This is a genomic window from Campylobacter sp. 2018MI01 (genome assembly GCF_018501205.1).
Lineage (GTDB): Bacteria > Campylobacterota > Campylobacteria > Campylobacterales > Campylobacteraceae > Campylobacter_E.
On the sequence record NZ_JAHCZE010000031.1, the window covers coordinates 1 to 19,853 of the forward strand.

At 27.1% G+C, this 19,853-nt stretch carries 20 protein-coding genes and 4 tRNA genes; 11 read left to right on the forward strand and 13 right to left on the reverse strand.

Annotated elements, in window-relative coordinates; all coding sequences use genetic code 11:
* The coding region (locus tag KJQ97_RS05830; RefSeq protein ID WP_214120247.1) for a Fic family protein at positions 1–746 on the forward strand (746 nt) is incomplete at its 5' end.
* A 131-nt stretch (positions 747–877) separates the two neighbouring features.
* Here KJQ97_RS05830 and tpx read toward each other — a convergent pair.
* Entirely contained in the window at positions 878–1,354 is a 477-nt protein-coding gene (tpx, locus tag KJQ97_RS05835) for a thiol peroxidase (RefSeq protein WP_214117430.1), read from the reverse strand.
* 197 nt (positions 1,355–1,551) lie between these two features.
* On the opposite strand from tpx, the gene KJQ97_RS05840 reads away from it, so the two are divergent.
* Positions 1,552–2,154, forward strand: coding sequence for a hypothetical protein (locus KJQ97_RS05840; protein WP_214117429.1), 603 nt, complete (start codon positions 1,552–1,554; stop codon positions 2,152–2,154).
* Here the strand turns inward: KJQ97_RS05840 and truA are convergent.
* A complete protein-coding gene (gene truA / locus KJQ97_RS05845) occupies positions 2,151–2,882 on the reverse strand; it encodes a tRNA pseudouridine(38-40) synthase TruA (protein ID WP_214120248.1) in 732 nt (243 codons plus the stop codon). The two genes, KJQ97_RS05840 and truA, sit on opposite strands and share 4 nt — an antisense overlap.
* A 105-nt stretch (positions 2,883–2,987) precedes the next feature.
* On the opposite strand from truA, the gene KJQ97_RS05850 reads away from it, so the two are divergent.
* The 3 genes from KJQ97_RS05850 to KJQ97_RS05860 all read left to right on the forward strand — a co-directional run bounded on the left by KJQ97_RS05850 (position 2,988) and on the right by KJQ97_RS05860 (position 7,452).
* A complete protein-coding gene (locus KJQ97_RS05850) occupies positions 2,988–4,343 on the forward strand; it encodes a sodium-dependent transporter (protein ID WP_214120249.1) in 1,356 nt (451 codons plus the stop codon).
* 2 nt (positions 4,344–4,345) lie between these two features.
* Positions 4,346–5,728 carry a sodium-dependent transporter gene (locus KJQ97_RS05855; protein WP_214117426.1) on the forward strand — a complete coding sequence of 461 codons (1,383 nt, stop codon included), beginning with the start codon at positions 4,346–4,348 and terminating at the stop codon, positions 5,726–5,728.
* 263 nt (positions 5,729–5,991) lie between these two features.
* The gene (locus KJQ97_RS05860) at positions 5,992–7,452 is read left to right on the forward strand and encodes a hydrogenase small subunit (protein ID WP_214120250.1); all 1,461 of its coding nucleotides are present in this window, start codon (positions 5,992–5,994) and stop codon (positions 7,450–7,452) included.
* A 31-nt stretch (positions 7,453–7,483) separates the two neighbouring features.
* Here the strand turns inward: KJQ97_RS05860 and KJQ97_RS05865 are convergent, their stop codons facing one another.
* From KJQ97_RS05865 to KJQ97_RS05900, 8 genes are all read right to left on the reverse strand, one after another.
* Positions 7,484–8,152 (reverse strand): hypothetical protein, encoded by a 669-nt coding sequence (locus tag KJQ97_RS05865; RefSeq protein WP_214120251.1) that lies wholly within the window; start codon positions 8,150–8,152, stop codon positions 7,484–7,486.
* Complete coding sequence (locus KJQ97_RS05870; RefSeq protein ID WP_214120252.1) at positions 8,130–8,858, reverse strand: alpha/beta fold hydrolase; 729 nt, start codon at positions 8,856–8,858, stop codon at positions 8,130–8,132. The genes KJQ97_RS05865 and KJQ97_RS05870 overlap by 23 nt, the downstream gene beginning before the upstream one ends.
* Positions 8,845–9,060, reverse strand: a complete 216-nt coding sequence (locus KJQ97_RS05875; RefSeq protein WP_214117422.1) for a type II toxin-antitoxin system Phd/YefM family antitoxin — start codon at positions 9,058–9,060, stop codon at positions 8,845–8,847. Before KJQ97_RS05875 ends, KJQ97_RS05870 begins: the two co-directional genes overlap by 14 nt.
* Positions 9,061–9,124: 64 nt before the next feature.
* Entirely contained in the window at positions 9,125–9,349 is a 225-nt protein-coding gene (locus tag KJQ97_RS05880) for a hypothetical protein (RefSeq protein WP_214120253.1), read from the reverse strand.
* Entirely contained in the window at positions 9,330–10,745 is a 1,416-nt protein-coding gene (locus KJQ97_RS05885) for a PepSY-associated TM helix domain-containing protein (RefSeq protein WP_214120254.1), read from the reverse strand. Before KJQ97_RS05885 ends, KJQ97_RS05880 begins: the two co-directional genes overlap by 20 nt.
* 45 nt (positions 10,746–10,790) lie before the next feature.
* Positions 10,791–11,201, reverse strand: coding sequence for a PepSY-like domain-containing protein (locus tag KJQ97_RS05890; RefSeq protein ID WP_214120255.1), 411 nt, complete (start codon positions 11,199–11,201; stop codon positions 10,791–10,793).
* Positions 11,202–11,274: 73 nt separating this feature from the next.
* Entirely contained in the window at positions 11,275–12,087 is an 813-nt protein-coding gene (gene lgt / locus KJQ97_RS05895; RefSeq protein ID WP_214120256.1) for a prolipoprotein diacylglyceryl transferase, read from the reverse strand.
* Between the two features lie 30 nt (positions 12,088–12,117).
* The gene (locus KJQ97_RS05900; RefSeq protein WP_214120257.1) at positions 12,118–12,834 is read right to left on the reverse strand and encodes an SEL1-like repeat protein; all 717 of its coding nucleotides are present in this window, start codon (positions 12,832–12,834) and stop codon (positions 12,118–12,120) included.
* Between the two features lie 288 nt (positions 12,835–13,122).
* Between KJQ97_RS05900 and KJQ97_RS05905 the strand changes: the two genes are divergently transcribed.
* Positions 13,123–14,433 (forward strand): Na+/H+ antiporter NhaC family protein, encoded by a 1,311-nt coding sequence (locus KJQ97_RS05905; RefSeq protein WP_214117416.1) that lies wholly within the window; start codon positions 13,123–13,125, stop codon positions 14,431–14,433.
* Between the two features lie 154 nt (positions 14,434–14,587).
* On the opposite strand, the gene KJQ97_RS05910 is transcribed toward KJQ97_RS05905, so the two are convergent.
* Positions 14,588–14,662, reverse strand: a tRNA-Val gene (locus KJQ97_RS05910).
* Between the two features lie 99 nt (positions 14,663–14,761).
* Here KJQ97_RS05910 and KJQ97_RS05915 point away from each other — a divergent pair.
* From KJQ97_RS05915 to KJQ97_RS05925, 3 genes are all read left to right on the forward strand, one after another.
* Positions 14,762–14,839 (forward strand) — tRNA-Pro (locus KJQ97_RS05915).
* Positions 14,840–14,861: 22 nt separating this feature from the next.
* A tRNA-His gene (locus KJQ97_RS05920) sits at positions 14,862–14,938 on the forward strand.
* Positions 14,939–14,969: 31 nt separating this feature from the next.
* Positions 14,970–15,045, forward strand: a tRNA-Arg gene (locus KJQ97_RS05925).
* 326 nt (positions 15,046–15,371) lie between these two features.
* On the opposite strand, the gene KJQ97_RS05930 is transcribed toward KJQ97_RS05925, so the two are convergent.
* Positions 15,372–15,698 (reverse strand): hypothetical protein, encoded by a 327-nt coding sequence (locus KJQ97_RS05930; RefSeq protein ID WP_214117415.1) that lies wholly within the window; start codon positions 15,696–15,698, stop codon positions 15,372–15,374.
* The gene (locus tag KJQ97_RS05935; protein WP_214117414.1) at positions 15,695–17,281 is read right to left on the reverse strand and encodes an ABC-F family ATP-binding cassette domain-containing protein; all 1,587 of its coding nucleotides are present in this window, start codon (positions 17,279–17,281) and stop codon (positions 15,695–15,697) included. The genes KJQ97_RS05930 and KJQ97_RS05935 overlap by 4 nt, the downstream gene beginning before the upstream one ends.
* Positions 17,282–17,339: 58 nt before the next feature.
* Between KJQ97_RS05935 and KJQ97_RS05940 the strand changes: the two genes are divergently transcribed.
* The gene (locus KJQ97_RS05940; RefSeq protein ID WP_214120258.1) at positions 17,340–18,365 is read left to right on the forward strand and encodes a GGDEF domain-containing protein; all 1,026 of its coding nucleotides are present in this window, start codon (positions 17,340–17,342) and stop codon (positions 18,363–18,365) included.
* A complete protein-coding gene (locus KJQ97_RS05945) occupies positions 18,358–19,575 on the forward strand; it encodes a GGDEF domain-containing protein (protein WP_214117412.1) in 1,218 nt (405 codons plus the stop codon). Before KJQ97_RS05940 ends, KJQ97_RS05945 begins: the two co-directional genes overlap by 8 nt.
* Positions 19,576–19,853: the final 278 nt, after the last annotated feature.

The window sequence follows — 19,853 nt, forward strand, 5'->3', positions numbered from 1 at the left end:
AAATAGGCATTGGGCTTAGCTTGGTTGATAATCTTAAACCATCTGAATATTTTAAACAAACTTTAACAACAGCAAAAACATATCAAGAATTAGAAATTAGTGTTAAAACATATTATCAAAATAAAAAACTTGATATTCAACAAATATGTGAAAAAGAATGCGATTTGGTATCTATAAATATTGCTAAGTTTTTAGACAATAATAGCTTTAGATTTTCTCCGATTGCTTTAAAAATTATTCATAAAAATATATTTCAAGATGCTTTTGTTCAAGGGCTTGAAAAATATGTTGGTGTTTTTAGAGATGTAAATATTGCTAAAAATGAAGATATTTTAGGGGGAGATAAAAGCGTAGAATATGTTGATTTTAATGAGATTAGCGATACTCTTGAATATGATTTTGATAAGGAAAAAAAGAAAAATTATCTTCTAATGAGTAAAGAAGAGCAAGTTTTAAATATAGCAAAATTTATAAGTGATATTTGGCAAATTCATCCATTTCGTGAAGGTAATACTAGAACAATCGCTGTTTTTGCAATCAAATATCTACAAAGCAAAGGTTTTGAAGCTAATAATGATATTTTCAAAAACAACTCAAAGTATTTTAGAGACGCATTAGTTTTGGCTAACTATGAGAATATTAAAAATAATATAAAAAGCGATTTTTCGTATTTAGAAAGTTTTTTTAATAAATTTATATTGAATAAACAAGTAGAATTAAAAAAACTACCTTACGATAAAAAATAATCATTTAATAGTAGATAAAGTATCTTTATAAAATAACAATAAGATAAAATTCAAATTAATTTGCTTGAAATTCTAAGGAATTTAAAATAGGAATTTAAATATCTAAATCCTAAGATTTAGATATTTATTAATTACGCTAGAGCTTTTTCTAAAGCGTCAAAATTAGGTAGTTCTGTAATTTCAGCACAAACTTCGCTATAAACTATTTTTCCACCTTTTTGAACAAAAACAGCTCTAGTTGTAAGTCCTTCTAAAGCACCTTCTTGTATTCTACAGCCGTAGTTTTTAACAAATTCGCCGTATCTAAAATCACTAACTGGAATTATATTTTCTAAGCCTTCAGCAGTGCAAAATCTTGCAAAAGCAAAAGGTAAATCCATACTTACAACATAAACTTTCATTCCAAGTTTGTTAGCTTTTACATTAAATTCTCTAGCTTCTTTAGCACATACACCTGTATCAATACTAGGAACGCTTACTATGATAGCGTCTTCATTTAGATTAATTACGCTTAAATCTTTACCTACTACTTTAGTATCTTTAATACTATCTCCTAGCTTAATTGCTTCACTAATTGCAACAGGGCTACCTTTAAAATTAACTTTCATAAAATCTCCTTTTTTAAAAATAAGACAAAATTATTCCTATTTTTGGTTACAAAATGATAACTCAAAATATAAGGAATTTAAAATGTGATTTAATAATACAAAAAATAATATATTTTTACTATTTTTTTTAAAAAATATAGCTGTTTATTGTCTAAAAATATTTAGTATTCATCGTTTTTTTATTTTAGGAGAAGATTATGAAAAAGATTTTATATTCTGTTTTAACTTTAGGGTTTTTAAGTTCTTATGCTAACGCTTACAATCATACGGGAATTGAGTTTGGCGTGGGAAGTGATAATGTATTAAATTCTAATATTTATTATAAAAATTATAACAATATAGATGATTTAGTATATAGTGCAAATATAAGCGTATCAAAGCAAGAGAGCAAAACTTATTATGGTAAGTATAAATATAACATTTATTCATTTGGTGCTTTAGGTGGTTATGCGATTGGCTTACCTTATCAAGAATTAGATGATGCGTTAAATATATTAGCCGGAGCTTATTATTACTCAATAAAGCCAAAATATGATGGTATTTCAAGCTCTACTTTAAATGGATTTGGTATTCAAGCTGGAGTGCATTATTCTGTAAAAATTATTGATAATGTAACAGCAGGTGGAGAAATATTTTTGCACCATGATTTTAAAGATTTAAATAGCACATATATTAGTGCTGGTGTTGAGGGAATTTATGATATTAATGAGAGCTTATATGTAAATGCTAAATTAGGCTATCAAGGTAGAAGTAATTTTTCTAACTCAAATCTATTAGTTGGTATAGGATATAACTTCTAATACATTATGCTTTTAAGATAAAGTCCGCTTGGTTTTGCAAGGGTTCTTGAGTGAATTTCCTTGCAAGCTAATTGTTCTTTTAATTCATCTATACTTAATTTTTTTTCATTTATTTTAAGTAAAAAATCAACCATCAATCTAATCTGACCCCTTAAAAATCCATTAGCAAAAAAGTTCAAAACAACCAAATCTTTATACTTATAAATTCTAGTTTTATAAATAGTTCTAATGCTATTTTTATCACCATCAAGGCTTAAGCAAAAATTAGCAAAATCATGCTCTCCTTCATATACTTTTAAAGCGTTTTTTAATAATTGAATATCAATTTCTTTTGAGTAATCACAGCAATATGCTTTATTAAAGGCGTTAAAATAAGGCGAGATTATATATCTATAGCTTCTAAGTTTTGCATCAAATCTAGGTTCAAATTCGCATTCTTTTATATGTTTTATATAAATACCATTTAGAGTATTGTTGAGTTTTTTTAATACAAAATCTTTATTTAATTTATAACTTGAACTAATTCTTGCCACATTGCAATTTGCATGAACTCCTTTATCAGTCCTACTAGCAAATATACTAGGCTTAAATACCCCAACACATTTTAAAGCATTATCAAGTGTATTTTGAACGCAAGTTAAATTTGGTTGCTTTGCTGAACCAAAAAATCTTGAACCATCATAGCTTAAGATTAGTTTGTATGTAAATTCTTTAGTATTTTTACACAAATTTTTGCCTTTTTTTATATATTTTTAATTTTTATTTATACAAATTTTTAAAAATTATTATAGAATGAAAGTTTTAACCTTAAAAAACCAAAAAAAGGGCTTATTTTGAATAATACATTTTCTAAAATTGGATTTATTTTAGCAGTTGCTGGTTCTGCTGTTGGACTTGGAAATGCGTGGAAATTCCCTACAATGGTAGGAACTAATGGTGGTTCAGCCTTTGTAATGCTGTTTATTTTGCTTACTTTAGGCGTTGGATTTGTTATATTTTTGTGCGAGTTATATATCGGTAAAGCATCAAGGCTAGACCCTGCTAGTGCTTATTATTTTTTAGCACCTAAGTATAAAAAACCTTGGTCTTTAGTAGGCTTTACAATGATTGGGGCTTTATTAATCGTTAGCTTTTATAGTGTGATTATTGGCTGGATAATTTATTATATTTATTATTCACTATCTACTATTTTTAATATAAATACACTTAGCACTCAAATCGCTGATAATAAAGAGCTTTTTATTAATTTAGTGGAAACTAATTTAAGTGCTTTGATAATATGTTTTAGTATAGTGTTTTTTATAGCCTTTTACACGGTGGCAAAAGGTGTTAAAAATGGTATTGAAAAGCTAAATGTATTTATGATGCCAACATTATTTATAATGCTTTTATTAATGCTTTGCTATAGCTTTACTCAAGATGGTTTTAAAGACGCTTTTAATTTCTTATTTATGCCTGATTTTAGCAAGATTAATCAAGATTCTTTTTTAGACGCTTTAGGACTTGCTTGTTTTTCTTTAAGTATTGGAGCAGGTAGCATTATTACTTATTCAGCTAGCTTACCTGAAAGAACTAATTTTGTAAGTTCAACTTTTTATATAATTTTTATAAATCTTTTAATAGGTCTTATGATGGGGCTTATTGTATTTAGTTTTATTTTTGAGTTTAATGCTGACCCTAGTGCACAAGGTCCTGGGCTTATTTTTATTTCTTTGATTTCGCTTTTTGCAAAACTTGGACTTTTAGGCAAAATATTAGCTGTTACATTTTTTATAGCTTTATTTTTTGCAGGGATTACTAGTGCGGTTTCAATGATAGAGCCTTTTGTATTTTATCTAATAAATAAATTCAATTTCTCAAGAATAAAAGCTATTGTTTTAATTGGGGTAGTTGTGTATATTTTAGGGCTTTTATGTATATTTTCAGGCATTGAAGCTTATAAAAATAATTTAACATTTTTTGGAATGAATTTCTTTGATATTTTAGACAATGTTAGCTCAAATATCATTATGCCTTTTGGCTCATTTATGGCTGCAATTTTTGTTGGGTTTTTTATTAGCAAGCAAGATTTAAAAGAAACTTTTATCCCTTATATGGGTGAACTTGGTTTTAAAATATGGATATTTTTTGCAAGATTTGTTGCACCTATTGCTGTGCTTGTTATTGTGTATTTTAAATTTAAAGGATAAAAATGAGAGAACAATTTTCTAAAATTGGCTTTATTTTAGCGATGGCAGGTTCTGCAGTTGGACTTGGAAATGCGTGGAAATTCCCTACAATGGTAGGAACTAATGGCGGTTCTATTTTTATATTGCTTTATTTAGTTTTAACATTTTTAGTAGCTTTTATGGTTTTTTTAGGAGAGCTTAGTATTGGTAAAATTACTCAAAAAGACGCTGTGAATGCTTTTAGCGATTTAGCAAAATCTAATAAAAAAGCTTGGGGATTTGCAGGATTTTTTATGATAGGAGCTATTTTAATAGTTTGTTTTTATAGCGTTGTAATAGGCTGGATTTTAAAATACATTTATTCTAGTTTTTTTGCTTTACCAAATTCTGTTAGCGAAGCTGGAGATTTATTTGGTAATTTATTGACAAAAGACTTATTGTCTCAAATTATTTGCTTTAGCATAGTGTTTTTTATGATTTTTTGGGTTGTTAGTAAAGGAATTAAAAGTGGCATTGAAAAAATGAATGTATGGATGATGCCAAGTTTGTTTATATTATTAATTTTAATGCTTTTATATAGTTTTACTTTTGATGGATTTGTTAAGGCGTTTAGCTTTTTGTTTAAGCCTGATTTTTCTGTTTTATTTGTTGAAGATAAACTTAATATAAAATTAATTTTAGACGCTTTAGGGTTAAGCTTTTTTAGTCTTTCTATGGGTGTTTGCGTAGTTTTAACTTACGCTGCTAGTTTGCCAGAAAATATAAATGTGATTAAATCAACTTTATCAATTATTTTTATAAATATTTTAGTTGGTATTATGATGGGGCTTATTGTATTTACCTTTGTTTTTGAATACGGAGCAAATGCAAGCGAGCAAGGGCCAGGACTTATATTTGTAAGCCTTATGAGTTTATTTTCAAATCTTGGAATTATTGGAAATATACTTGCGATTGCATTTTTTATAGCATTACTCTTTGCTGGGCTTACTAGTGCTGTTTCAATGATTGAACCTTTTGCTTTTTATTTAATAAATAAATTTGGAATTTCAAGAAAACTTGCTCTAATTTATATAGGTATTTTTGTTTATATTATGGGGATATTTTGCATATTAGGTTTTAATAATGAATATTCTTCAATTTTTACATTTTTTGATAAAAGTATATTTGATATATTAGATTATTTAACTTCTAATATTTTAATGCCATTATCAGCGATTATTACTTGTATTTTCGTAGGATTTTTCGTAGAAGTGAATAAACTTAAAACTTTATTTATTCCTTATATGGGTGAGTTTGGATTTAAAATATGGTTATTGTTTATAAGATTTATTTGTCCTATTGTAATACTTATAATAATGTTAGAGAATTTAGGTCTAACTAAGTATTTAAAGTCTATGTTTTTTTAAGATATATTTTTAACTAAGACTTATAAAAATTTATTAAAATTTAAAAAAAAGTATAATTTTAAGAATATTTAAAGTTTGGTTTAGTTAGTATTTATATTTCAAACTAAACTCATTTATCCCCGTTAAAACGGGGTAAATATAAAATATATCTTAAATATACCGCTAGTTAAATTAGTAACTTGAGTAGAAAAGTTACTAATTTTAAAAATTATTTCGCTATTATTCATTTAATTTGATATTTTAAGCTTAAATAAAGGATTATTATGAATGCAAATGTATTAGCTCAAATTCAATCTACATTAAAAACTTTAGGCGTGAAAGCTGATGAAAAAGAAATCTACGAAAAAATCAATGCAAAAAAGTTAAAATTAATATGGCTACATTTTAGTGAATGCACAGGCTGTAGTGAGAGCTTTATTAGAAGTGAGAGTATTGGTCTTGATGATTTGATTTTTGATTTTATAGATTTAATCTATCACGAAACTTATATGGCAGCTAGCGGATTTTTAGCTGAAGATTTATTAGAAATTAAAGAGCCATTTTTATTAGTAGTTGAAGGTGCTATTGCTAGTAATGAGTTTTATACAAGTGGTGCTCCAGCTCACTCTGCTTTACATAAATTAAAAGAATTAACTAATCGTGCAAGTTGTGTTTATGCTGTAGGTTCATGCTCATCTTATGGTGGTATTCAAGCAGCTAAGCCAAATCCTACTAATTCTATTAGTATTGAAGATATTTTAAAAGATGCTGTATTAATTCCTGGCTGCCCTCCAAGTGAGAGTAATATCATTGCTAGTATTTTACATTTTGCGTTTTTTGATAAAGCTCCTGCATTAGATGATAATAATCGTCCTGCTTTTGCTTATTCAAAATGCTTACACGATATGTGCGAAAGGAAAATAGCTTTTGAGAGTGGGGAATTTGTTGAAGAATTTGGAGATGAAGCAGCTAAATCGGGTGCTTGTTTGTTTAAAGTAGGGTGTAAAGGACCATATACTTTTAATAATTGTCCTAAGACAAAGTTCAATGCTAAAACTTCTTGGCCAGTTCAAGCAGGACATGGCTGTATTGCCTGTAGCGAAAGAGATTTTTGGGATAATTACGGCGTTTATGAACAATCACTCGCTAGTTCTTACGCACAAACTAAAAGAGCAAGGTGTTATGATGATTTAGCTAGATTTAATAAGGGCGATGAGGTTGTTGTAAGAGATGATGGGATTTATATTAATAATGAATTATCAGCTTTTTTAGAATTTGAAAGTAAAAATCACGCAGAATTATTAAATAAAAACAAATTAGGTGCTAAGTTATTAGCAAATTATAAAGAAAAATTTGGCTTAAATCTTGAAGGAGATAGCGAGATTTTAAATACTTTTAGTGGTATTTTAATAAGCTCGGCAAATATTTTAGGACTTAAATTAAGCTTAACTGAACTTCTTGATTTAGCTAATAAATATGAAATAGGAATTGCTAGTGGGCTTGATTTTAAATTAGCTAAAAAACCTATTTTAATGGATGTTAGTAAGTCTTTTAGATTGATTTTGATATATCGTTTAGGCGGACTTGATGATATTGCAATTTTGTTTGGTGTTGTTGATAGTATTGCTTCAATGATAGCGAAATCTTTAAAAATGCTAGAGTGTAAGAGTGTAAAGTTTGAAGGAGAATTATTCAAACATCAAATATTAGTTGATAGATTGAATTATCACTTAAGAAATTTCTAAGAATTTGAATTAAGAATTTATTTCTTAATTCTTATAAATATTTATCTAAATTATCTTTATATTTTAGGCTTAATCTTAAATAAAGTTCATTTATTTCATTTTTAAATTCTTCGTTTTTATAAGCATTTAAGAAATTGTTTTTATGCAAAATCTCTTTTTTGTTTTCACAATTATCAAGGTATAAATCTTTTAAATAAAGTTTAAGGTATTTGACTAAAAGCTCTAATGCTCTAAATATAAAAATTATTATTGGCTCATTTGAGATTTGCTTTACATTTAATAAAAATTGCGCTTTTAAATTATCAAAATCATACTTTATCAAAGGGCAAGGATGAGATGAAAAATCCTTATAAAATAAATCATATAAGCTAATTGCATTTATATCCAAAACCACCCCATCATCATTAACTAAAGCAAAAAACGGATATAGCTTACAAGCTAAAGGACGAAAAGTGCATAAGCCTTTATAAGAGCATTTGACAAAGCATAAAGTGATTGTTTTTTCGCATTTTAATTTGTAAGCAATACTTGCAACTAGACTTAGATTGGTTTTATCTTTAATGTATTCATACTCGCTTTTTAGCATAGGGATTATTACATTAAAGGGCTTATCTGCATTACAGCAATGCCCGTTGCAAGATTTGTAGCAATCTTTAAAATAAATTATTTCTAATTCTTCAAGCTTTTTGAAAAAACTCATCAATAAAAGGCGTTAAATCATTTTGCATAAAGAAAAAATGATTTCCATTAAAGGTAATTAGTTTTGAGTTTTTGATTAAACCTTGCATTTTGTTTGCTATGCTAAGTGGTGTTGCAGTGTCGCTTTCGCCCCATAATAGCAAGGTTTTTGTGTTGATTTTGCTAATTTCATTTTGATAGTCTTCATCAACTACATTTTTAAAAGTTTCATACATAATAGGGCTTAGCGTAGCACCATCTTTACTAGCTAAAAATTTTCTTATGTTTTTAAATCCTAATTTATTTAAGCATTTTGCAAGAAAGATTTTTAGCTTTACTTTAGGGCTTTTTGGTAGTTTTAACCCAGCACTAGCACATAAAATCAACGCATCATAATCATTCTTACTAGCCATAAGACAAGCAATTTTGCCACCATAAGAATGACCTAGCAAAATATCAACTTTTATATCTAATGCTTTTATAAATTCATTTGTCAAATTAAGATAATCAATAGAGTTAAAAGCATAACTTGGCTCATCACTTCCACCAAATCCTGCAAAGTCTAAAAATATCATTTGCTTACAATGTTTGCTTAAAGATTTTGTGAAAAATTGCTCCATTAGTTCTTTATTAGCACCCCAGCCGTGCATTATTAAAGCTACTTTTTCTCCATTTCCTTGTCTTATTAGATAACTTAGCCCGAGATTTTTTATATTAATTCTTGCCATTTTTTTTGTCCTTATAAATAGCTTCTAAAATTACTAAAGCATTTTGTAATTTTTCATATTCGGCAAGGTTTAGCATAACACATTGGAATTTGTTATTTTTTACTACGAAGACTTTTTTATTTCCTTCAATTTTTTTTAAAATTGCAGAAAAATTACGAACTACATCAGTAGCTGAAAATATCTCATCTTGGCTAAATTTCATATTTTTCCTTTTGTGATTTTAAATAATAAAGCAAAAACTAATCCAAAACCACATTCGCTAAAAATTAGCGAATGTTAGAGTTTTTATTATTTAAATCATATAGGTGTTTAGCCCAAATCGTAATTATACAAAATGCAAAAATTGAACTAAAAAACATCATTAAATTATATAGTTTTGCATCAAGATATAAGGCACATACAAATGCTATTGCAAATAAAATATAACTTGCTTTTTTATAATCAATACTAAGGCAGATTGCTCCTATTAAATTAATTAATATTATTAACATTTGCTCTCCTTAAATTAATAATTAATCCTAAAATTATAAGTAATATAACAAAGTCAAACATCATTGTTATAAATACAAAACCGCTAATACAAATATCAGATATTAATAATGCCAATAAAATAATTAAGCTAATTATCATTAGATTTTTAGTTTTATTTACAAAAATATAGCTAAGAATAATGCTTAATATAAAGCTTATTAAAAATGCAAATTGTTCTACTTGCATATTTTGAGTAAGTTTATTAGTGATAAAATAAATAGCAGTAGCATTTAAAGATGGATAAAACGCTGCATAAGCAATTGCTTTATAAAGTAGATTATCTTTATGTTTTTTACTAGCTAATAATAAAGCTTTGTATATAAATAAGCAAGTAAATATTCCACATAAAAATAAAATAAAATAAAGTTGAAAATCAGCAAACATAACTCTATGAATATTAAAAAATATTTCATAAATTGATGAAAATGCACTTAGTTTGCTTTCTTTTGGAGTTTGTTTTACATTAGCTTCGCTATCAAAAACATAGCTTTTATTACTTTTTGTATTAATTGATGGCATTATATTTTTATCATCATTTAAAGTAATTGCAAATTCTTTTGTGTTTTTATTTAAAACAATTGTTATATTTTTTGTATTTTCTAAATTATTAATAGCCTTGCTAATTAAATTTGTATCAAAAATAAAGCTTTTATCACTATTTGCATTTGCGTTACTTGGTGTTTTTGCTTGTTTAGTGGTAGTTGTGGTAAATAATTTTTCTATATCTTTAATGTAATTTATACCTATTCCACTAAGTGCTAAGATGAATAAAAATGAACCCACAAAAAGTCCAGCAACTATGTGAAAATCAAATAATCTTGCTAAATCATTTTTCACATTAATTTTATTGAAATTCTTTTTATTCCAAATCAAAATCCCACTTATATATAAAAATATTATCCCAGCTGCAAAAATACTAACAATTGCTTCTAAGAAATCTTTAAAACTACCATTAATAGGCAATAATTTATAATGAATGCTAGTTAAAAATTTAGCCCCTAAAGTGCTTGTTTTATTTAGTATATTTTCTCCATCAAAATAGCTTATATTACTTTTTCTTTCGCCTTTTGTTGAATTAGAATTATAATAATTAATCTCATATAAATTATTATAATAACTAGGAGTTTTGATAGATATAAAATCGTAATCTTTATATTTTTCTTGTGCGTAATTAATAGCACTACTTAATCCATTTATATCATTATTTAAGATAGTTTTGCTTTCGTGCAACTTTGGTTGCATATAAAAATCAATTTCATTTCTAAAATAACTAATGGTTCCAAAAAAGGTTATTATAAAAAGTAACCAACAAGCATAAATTCCAATGTAAGAATGTAATTTTCTAAGTGTTTTCATATCTTTCCTAATCTTAGGAATTTCAAATTGAAATTCCTATTGTTTTTAATCATCAAGCACGGTTTTTGTGATAGTTCCGTTATTGTCTATATAAACTTTATAATTGTTATTAAATTTTAGTTTATATCCGTTCCATTCTTTTTCAATTTCCATTAATTTCGCATTTTTTTGATTTTCTTTAGCAATTTTTAAAACATCTTGCATAATGCTATCAGGAATTGGAGAGTATTTTCCATCTATTTCTTTAATATCTCCAGATTTAGAAAAATCAAGTTCAGTTCCATTGCTAAGTTTGATTTCATAAGAATCCCAATCTTTTTCAGCTTTAACTATATTTTCATTTGTAAAATGAGTTTTTACAAAGTCTTGAATGTTTTGTGGTAGTTCGCTTGGATTTATATTTGTATCAGCTAATAAACAGCAACTAATTGCACCTAAAAATAAAAGTTTTTTCATACTTTACTCCTTAAAATGATTTGAATCTTGATACTATCAAAATATTGTAATTTTGATTATACCCCCCCCCGTGTTAATGATTAGCTTTAATTTTATTTAAATAAAAATACAAACTAAGAGCAAAGCAAAACATAATTAAACTCAAAATTTGACCCATAGATAGGCTTAATGCAATAAAGCCTAAATTAAAATCAGGTTCTCTAAAGAATTCACAAATAAATCTAGCTATCCCATACGACATTGCATAAATACAGATTAATTGCCCGTTAAACTTTATTCTCTTTGAAAAAATGTAAATGATAATGAAAATTATTAAACCTTCAGCGAATGCTTCATATAATTGACTAGGGTGTCTTAAGGTATCTCCTACATAAACGCCCCAAGATACATCAGTTGCTCTGCCAAATAGTTCGTGATTTAAAAAGTTTCCAATTCTTCCAAATATATACCCTAATGGCACTGATAATGCTACTAAATCAAGTATTTTAAACATATTTTTTTTATATTTTTTAGAATAAAGATAAGTTGTAATTAATGCACCAACTAATGCTCCGTGATAGCTCATTCCAGCAATTCCTACAAATTCGCCATTTACAAATGGATTAAACATTTGCCAAGGATTGCTTAAATAATATAATTTATCATCGCTATAAACTAAAATATATCCTATTCTAGCTCCTAAGATTATGCCTATTTCTATCCAAACGAAATAATTTTCTATTTCTTTTTTGCTAAAGCCAAAGCGTGGAGCAAATTTTTGTCCTATAAATAATGCAATAAGCAATGCTAATATGTAGCAAAGTGCGTAATAATGTATTTTAAACATTCCTATGCTAAATGCAACTCTATTGGTATTTTCATAAAAATGTTGCCAAAATTCAAGCATTATTATCCTTTTTTAGAATTTCAAAATATATTAAAAACCACTTAGTTTTTTGCAAGATATTTGATTACCTAAATTACAAGATTTTTCTAAGAATTTTTTACTTAATTTAAATTTACCCATATTTAAATAAGCATTAGCTCCAGCAAAACAAGCTTCTTCATAGCCTTTATTGCAAGTTTGCTCTAAAAGATTGAATGCTTTTTTTGTGTCATTATTTTCTAAATGCACACTTGCTTCAAATATGCAAGCATTAAAGAAATTTTTGTTACAAGCAATGTGAGCGTATTTAATAGCGTTTTCTTTATCTAAAAATCCTTTATAGTATCTAGCAGTTGCATAACAAGAGTTTTGATTATTTTCGTTATCACATTGAGCTTTTATAATTTTTAGTGCTTTTGTTGAGTTTTGTTCGTAATTTAATACAAGCTTAGTGCAAGCTAATTCAAAATGATTTTGACAAGCAAGTCTTAAGGCATTAAAAATCGTATAATCATCATCACTAAAAGTAGAAATTGTATAACAAGCTGCCATATTTTTTGCCTTGCATTCATCGTTTATATAGTCTTTTGCTTCTTTTATGTAAGTTATTTTATTTATATTATTTGCTTCATCACAGCCTTTAAAATCATTATTACTACAAGCACTAATTTTTGATAAATATTCATTAACTTTTGCTAAATCAAGAGCGATTTGTGCTTCATTTGCATAAACAAATATTGAAAATATAAGTATTATTAATTTTTTCATATTTACTCCTTAAGGTTTTAGTGTATTGAATTTTAGATAATTTTAATGATTTTTTCTAAAAAAATAAAATATTTAAGGAAAATTTCAGAATATTTTAGGTTGAATAACGCAAATATTTTACAAAAGGAGTTTTTAAATGAGTGTTTTATCATTTGTCTTAACAAACAATTTATTTACAAGCTTCTTCTTCCATCATGCCTTAGGGCATTGAGACTTCATAATACTTTTTTTATCATATTATTTTTTATATTTTAAACATTTAAACAAAATTAATTTAAAGGAAAATTTATGTTAACAAACCCTGTTTTAATAAGCGTTTTTATAATGCTTGGACTATGTCTATTAAGATTTAATGTATTTTTGGCTATTTTAGTTTCTGGACTAATAGCAGGACTTATGAGTGTTAGTTTTGATGATAATATTTTAGTAGTATTAAAAAATATTATGAATACATTCATAAGTGGTATGAGTGGCAATTTGCAAACCTCACTTAGCTATGTTTTAGTAGGTGCTTTAGCGGTTGCTGTATCTAGGACTAATTTAACTGCTTATTTAGTTAATTTCATTAGTAAAAAGATGTCAGATAAAAGAATTTTATTGCTATTTTCTTTAGCTATAATTTCAAGCTTTTCTCAGAATTTAATTCCAATTCACGTAGCATTTATTCCGATTTTAATCCCACCAATGTTAAGTCTATTTAATAAGCTTAAAATTGATAGGCGTGCTGTAGCTTGTGCGGTAACATTTGGGCTTACAACGCCTTATATGACTTTACCTGTGGGATTTGGTCTTATATTCCAAGATATAATTACTCAATCGCTAAATGATAATGGAGTAAAAGTTACTCAAAGTGATGTTGCTGGTGTTGTTTGGCTTATGTTTTTTATAATGTTTTTTGGTCTTCTTGCTTCGTTTATTTATTATAGAAAACCTAAAGCATATCAAGAGCTTGAAACAAAATATGAAAACTTAGATAATATTAGTTTTGGTAAAAAAGAACTAATGGTAATGATAGGTTTATTAATTACTTTAACTACTCAAATACTTGTTGGTTCTTTACCACTTTCGGCTTTACTTGGCTTTTTATTTATTTGTGTAAGCGGTGGAGTTGAGTATAAAAAAATTGATGAAGTGTTTTTAGGCGGCTTTTCTTTAATGGGTTATGTGGCATTTATTATGTTAATTGCTTGTGGTTTTGGAGCTGTTTTACAAAGCACAGGAGCTATTAAAGAAATAGTTGATTTTACTTTAAGTATTACTACTAATAAATTAATAATAGCGTTTGGAATGATGTGTATAGGATTATTAATTACTCTTGGAATTGGAAGTTCGTTTGGAACGGTTCCTATTATTGCGACTTTATTTGTGCCAATTTGCACGGCTTTAGGTTTTAGTGCTGAAAGTATTATTTTCATCATTGCTTGTGCTGGTGCAGTTGGAGATACAGGTAGCCCTGCTAGTGAAGCAACTTTAGGAATTACCGTTGGGCTTAATGCCGATAATCAAAGTGATCACATAAAAGATGTATGTATCCCTACATTTATATTCTATAATATACCTTTAGTAGTAGGTGGTGCTTTAATAGCTTATTATTTATAATTTGCCTTATTTTAGGCAAGTTATTTTAAACAACTGCTTTTGCGGTTGTTTATTTTTAAATATATTAATCTTATAAATTTATATAATTTCTTAAAGTATTTAAATTCCACAAGAAAAAACATTAAAACATATTTTATAAAAAGAATAATTAAAATGGTGACCCCGATTGGACTTGAACCAACGACTTTTACCATGTCAAGGTAACACTCTACCACTGAGTTACGGGGTCATTGTGTATAATTTTAGCAATATTTTGTGAATAAATTATTTTTTTCTTGACATTTTAAAAAAGTTAATATATAATGCGACCTTTCTTATAAAACATTTTCGGGGTGTAGCGCAGTCTGGTTAGCGCACTTGGTTTGGGACCAAGGGGCCGAAGGTTCGAATCCTTTCACCCCGACCACTTCTTTATTATTTCATTTATGGTGAGTGTAGCTCAGTCGGTTAGAGCATCAGATTGTGGTCCTGAGGGTCGTGGGTTCGATTCCCATCACTCACCCCACTTTTTTAAAAAATCATATTTTAGTTTTGTTGCGTTAGTAGCTCAATGGATAGAGCAACAGACTTCGGATCTGTAGGTTGTGGGTTCGACTCCTACCTAGCGTACCACTTTATATTTTTTCGCTAATTATTTAAGTATTATTTTTTAACCATATTCATAAATGTTGTAGTTTTATTATTAAATGCCAATGGTATATTTTTTGGAATAATCACAAATAAAATTAGATATTGAAATTAAATAAGTATAAAAATTAAAATATAAAAACATAATTTTGTAGCAATATTTTACAATCAACTTAGATTTTTATAATGCTAAAGTTTGAATTATTGTAATTATTTATATAAGAATATTGCATAGTAATCATTACTAGATATTTTGTGTATAAAACTTAATATTATTTTTTTTAGAATTTAAATTAAGCGAAAGGAGATTTTTAATCTCCTTGATGATAATTTTTTTCTAATTCTATCTCTTCATCTTGAGTGTTGTTTTTAGCCCATTCACACATCGCATCTCTTAGCATTAAATACTTTTTCTTAGACAATTTTTCATTTTCACTTAATTCTCTATCTTCAAGTAATTTAATTTGAAAGAATGTATCATCTTTTTTTGAATACTTTAAAAAGAAATCAACATAATCAAAATAATCCTTATTGCTCTCATAGTTAATAATTTCTTCAATATAAATAGTAGGCCCAAAACCCATATGATTTTGACTAAAATTACCAAAACCTGCCGAATACTCCACCTTAAATGTCATTTGCTCTCCCCATATTTTAATAAAAACTCTTCATACGTGCCAACAAAATCAATAAGCTCACCATTGTTTAAATACCAAATTCTATTTGCATAAGAATTGATTAATTCCCTATCGTGGCTTATACAAATTGCTACTCCATCGTATTCATAAAGTGCTTCACCAAGAGAAATAATAGCTTCAAGGTCAAGATGGTTATTTGGCTCATCAAGCAAGATAAAATTACCCCTTTCAAGCATAATTTTACTCAACATCAATCTGTGCTTTTCACCACCGCTTAAATCTTTTGCCATTTTTTCTTGATCGGTTCCGCTAAAGAGCATTCTACCTAAGCATTTGCGAATTTCATCAATATCTTTATGTTTTTCGCTAATTAAATAGTCATATAGTTTCAAATTTTCACAAATTTTACTTGAGGTATCTTGTGGGAAGTAACTAGGTTCAATTGTAGCACCCATTTTTACCTCTCCATTATCAGGAGAAATTTCATTCATTATAATCTTTGCTAGTGTGCTTTTTCCGGCTCCACTTGCTCCAATTATTGCTATTTTATCACCTTTATTTACTTTAAGATTTAAGTTTTTAAATAGTTGCTTATCATAAGCTTTACTTATATTGTTTAGTTCTAAAACTTCATTACCAATTTCTCTATTACATCTAAATAAAATTGATGGGTCACGCCTACTTGAAATCTCTATTTCGCTTACATCAAGTTTTGCTAAGTTTTTTGCACGACTTGTTGCTTGTCTTGCTTTAGAAGCGTTTGCGCTAAAACGAGCTATAAATTTTTCTAAAGCTTCTTTTTCTTTTAAATTCTTAGCAAGACTTGCTTCTTTTTGTCTTTTAATAAGTGTGCTTTGCATATACCAATCATCGTAATTTCCTGCAAATTCACGAATTTGTTTGAAATCTACATCAAGCATTCTTGTGCAAATACTATTTAAGAAAAATCTATCGTGAGAAATTACAACCATTGTTCCATCGTGGCGTTTTAGTTCATTTTCTAGCCAATTAATAGCGTCTAAATCAAGGTTATTCGTAGGCTCATCTAAAAATAACACATCAGGTTTAGCAAATAATACTTGTGCGATTAGAACTTTAAATTTATCACTTGTTTGAACATTTTTCATAAGTTCATCATAATTATGAAGATTTAAAGAGCTTAATATTTTTTCACATCTAGTATCGTATTCATAATTTGGGTCTTCTTCTGCACAAATCATTTCAAGTTCGCTTAAGCGATTATTTATTTCATCGGTATAATCCGTGCAAGTTGCATATATATTTTCTTTTTCTTTTACTGCATTATAAAGTCTTTTGTTTCCATATAAAACTGCATCTTTTAAACTAAATTCTTCATACGCAAATTGATTTTGCTCTAACACGCCGTATCTTACGCCATTTTCAAAACTAACTTCTCCGCTAGTTGCTTCAAGTTCTCCTGCTATAATTTTTAAAAATGTTGATTTTCCAGCCCCGTTTGCACCGATAAGTCCATATTTTTCGCCTCTTTTTAAGCTTAAATTTACATTTTCAAATAATAATCCCGTAGGGTATCTCATAGTAAGAGATTTGATTTCTACCATTTTTTATCCTTTTTTTATATAATCGTTTCTTTAAAATTTACAAAAGGCTCTACAATCAATGAACTCATTTTTAAGTGAATTAATAATTTCTTTGCCTAGTGCTACTTTTATTTTAGAGATATTAGCACTTATTATTGCACTTTACTTTAAAAAATACAACATAATATCGGTATGTATTTTATTAATAAGTTCTAAAATGATTTATTTATTTTCAGCAAATTATCAAACTCATATTTATGTAAGTTTGTTTATGCCTTTTGCTTTTGCGCTTTTAGTATCTTTAAAAAAAGAGTATGATACTATAAAATGCTTATTACCTATTAGTTTTGTTTTTATTTTATACATAGTATTAGGTATATTTTTATCTCAAAATACTAGCTTTGCATTAAATTCTACTAATAAATTTTTATTTTCAAATTCTTTTATCACTGATTTAGGCTTAGTGTTTTTTCTAGTATTTTTAGTGTATTTATTGATATTAAGATTTTTTATATTTTTTGAAAAAACATTAATTTTTGCGTATATTGGAGCTTATTTTGAATTTATGTTTTTTAAAACTCTTGAAAAAACAGATGTTGGGTTTTTTGAATTTGCTTCTTTAATATTTTTAATCTCTATATTTCTTGAAGGGTATAAATTAGCATTTTTTGATGCTTTAACTCAAGTTTTAAATAGAAGAGCTTATGATAGAACTAGGCTTATTGCTAATGATGTAATAGCGGTATGTGATATAGATTTTTTTAAAAAAGTTAATGATACTTATGGTCATGATGCTGGTGATTTTATATTAAAAAATGTAGCTAAGATATTAAAAGCTAATGTAGATAAAGTTTATAGATTTGGCGGAGAAGAATTTGTAATCGTATATAAAAATCAAGACTTTAAAAATTGTGTAACAAAATTAGATAATATAAGAGAAAATATAGAAAAAGAAATATTTAAATTTAATGAAAAAATTATAAAAGTTACTATTAGTATTGGAGTTGAAATGGTAGAAGATGATAAAATAAAAGCCTTTAAAAACGCTGATGCTAAGTTATATAAAGCAAAAAATTCAGGAAGAAATAGAGTAATATATGAGTAGTGAAAGTAAAAAAGCAACAATTCAAGAATATATAAAAGGCTGGGGGCCTGAATTAGAAATAGGTATTGATGTGGTTGATGAAGAACATAAAATGTTCTTTGAATTAATAGAGCAAGTATTTGAAGCAGCTAATAGTGGTTATAAAGAATTTGAATCTGTATTTCAAGTGGTTTTAAGTCATATTGCTTGGCATTTTAAAAATGAAGAAGATTATATGAAAAGTATGGCTATATATACAAAATATGTAGAAACCCACAGAGATATTCACTCGCAGTGTATATCACAATTAGGTAAGATGAGAGATGCAGTGTTAAAGCAAAATAGTGAAGATGATATGGTATATCAAAAAGAACTTGCAATTAACTTGGCTTATTTTGTTAAAAATTGGCTGATTTTTCATATAGTTGGAGAAGATTATAAAATAGCTAAACAAATTAAATTTATAGAAGCTGGTAATAGTCCTCAAAGAGCATTTGAGATGATAAATGAAAAGATGGATAAAAATATAGAAATTCTAACTATTACTTTATCAAATCTTTTAAAAATTTATGAGATTAGAAACGAGAAATTATTAGAAATTGAAGCAGATATTAAATCAAGTCTTAACAAAAAAGAAAAACAACTGCAAGAACAAATTCAAGAAAATAAGAAAAAATCAATTACAGATGAATTAACAGGATTATTTAATAGGCGACAGGCTATGTTTGTATTAAATAATATATGGAATGAATATCAAGACCCAACCTGTGCTATTATTCAATTAGATTTAGATAAGTTTAAAGAAGTTAATGATACTTATGGACACCATGCAGGAGATTTGGTTTTAAAACAATTTTCAAATGCTGTTAAATATTTTTTTGATACTAATGAATTATGTAATAAGTATAAGTATAACGATAGAGATAGCATACACTTTTGCCGTTTAGGTGGTGATGAATTTTTAGTAATATTACAAAAATATTCTTTAGATGAAGCAGTGGCAATTGCAAATGCTTTACACGCAGTAGTAAATGGTATAGAAGTATTAGACGAGCATAAAAAAGTGATTTGGAAAGGTAGCACAAGTATTGGTGTAGCTTGTAGAAATGCTGATAATAGAGATTTTGAATCAGTATTAAAAGCTGCTGATGCTTATTTATATAAAGCAAAAGAAGATGGTAGAAATTGCGTTCGCTCTATGTTACACGAGATAGGGGGGGGGTATTTCTAGCAGAGTATTTATGAATTAATACCGCTAGTGGAATTTAAAATTAAGAATTTAGAATGCTTTTTTAAATTCTTAATTTTTTTTAAAAAAATTTTCAAACTTTAAGAATAATTTAAGCTTAAAGAGATAGAATACGAGCTTTATTTCACAAATCAAAACTTAAACAGAGCATTTAAGCTAAATGTTCTTTCTAGGTTTTATTTAATTTAATTCTATGTTTATATATAGTTTCTAACCTAGTGTTATTTTATTTATCAATGTTAAGAGTCACAAGCAAGTAA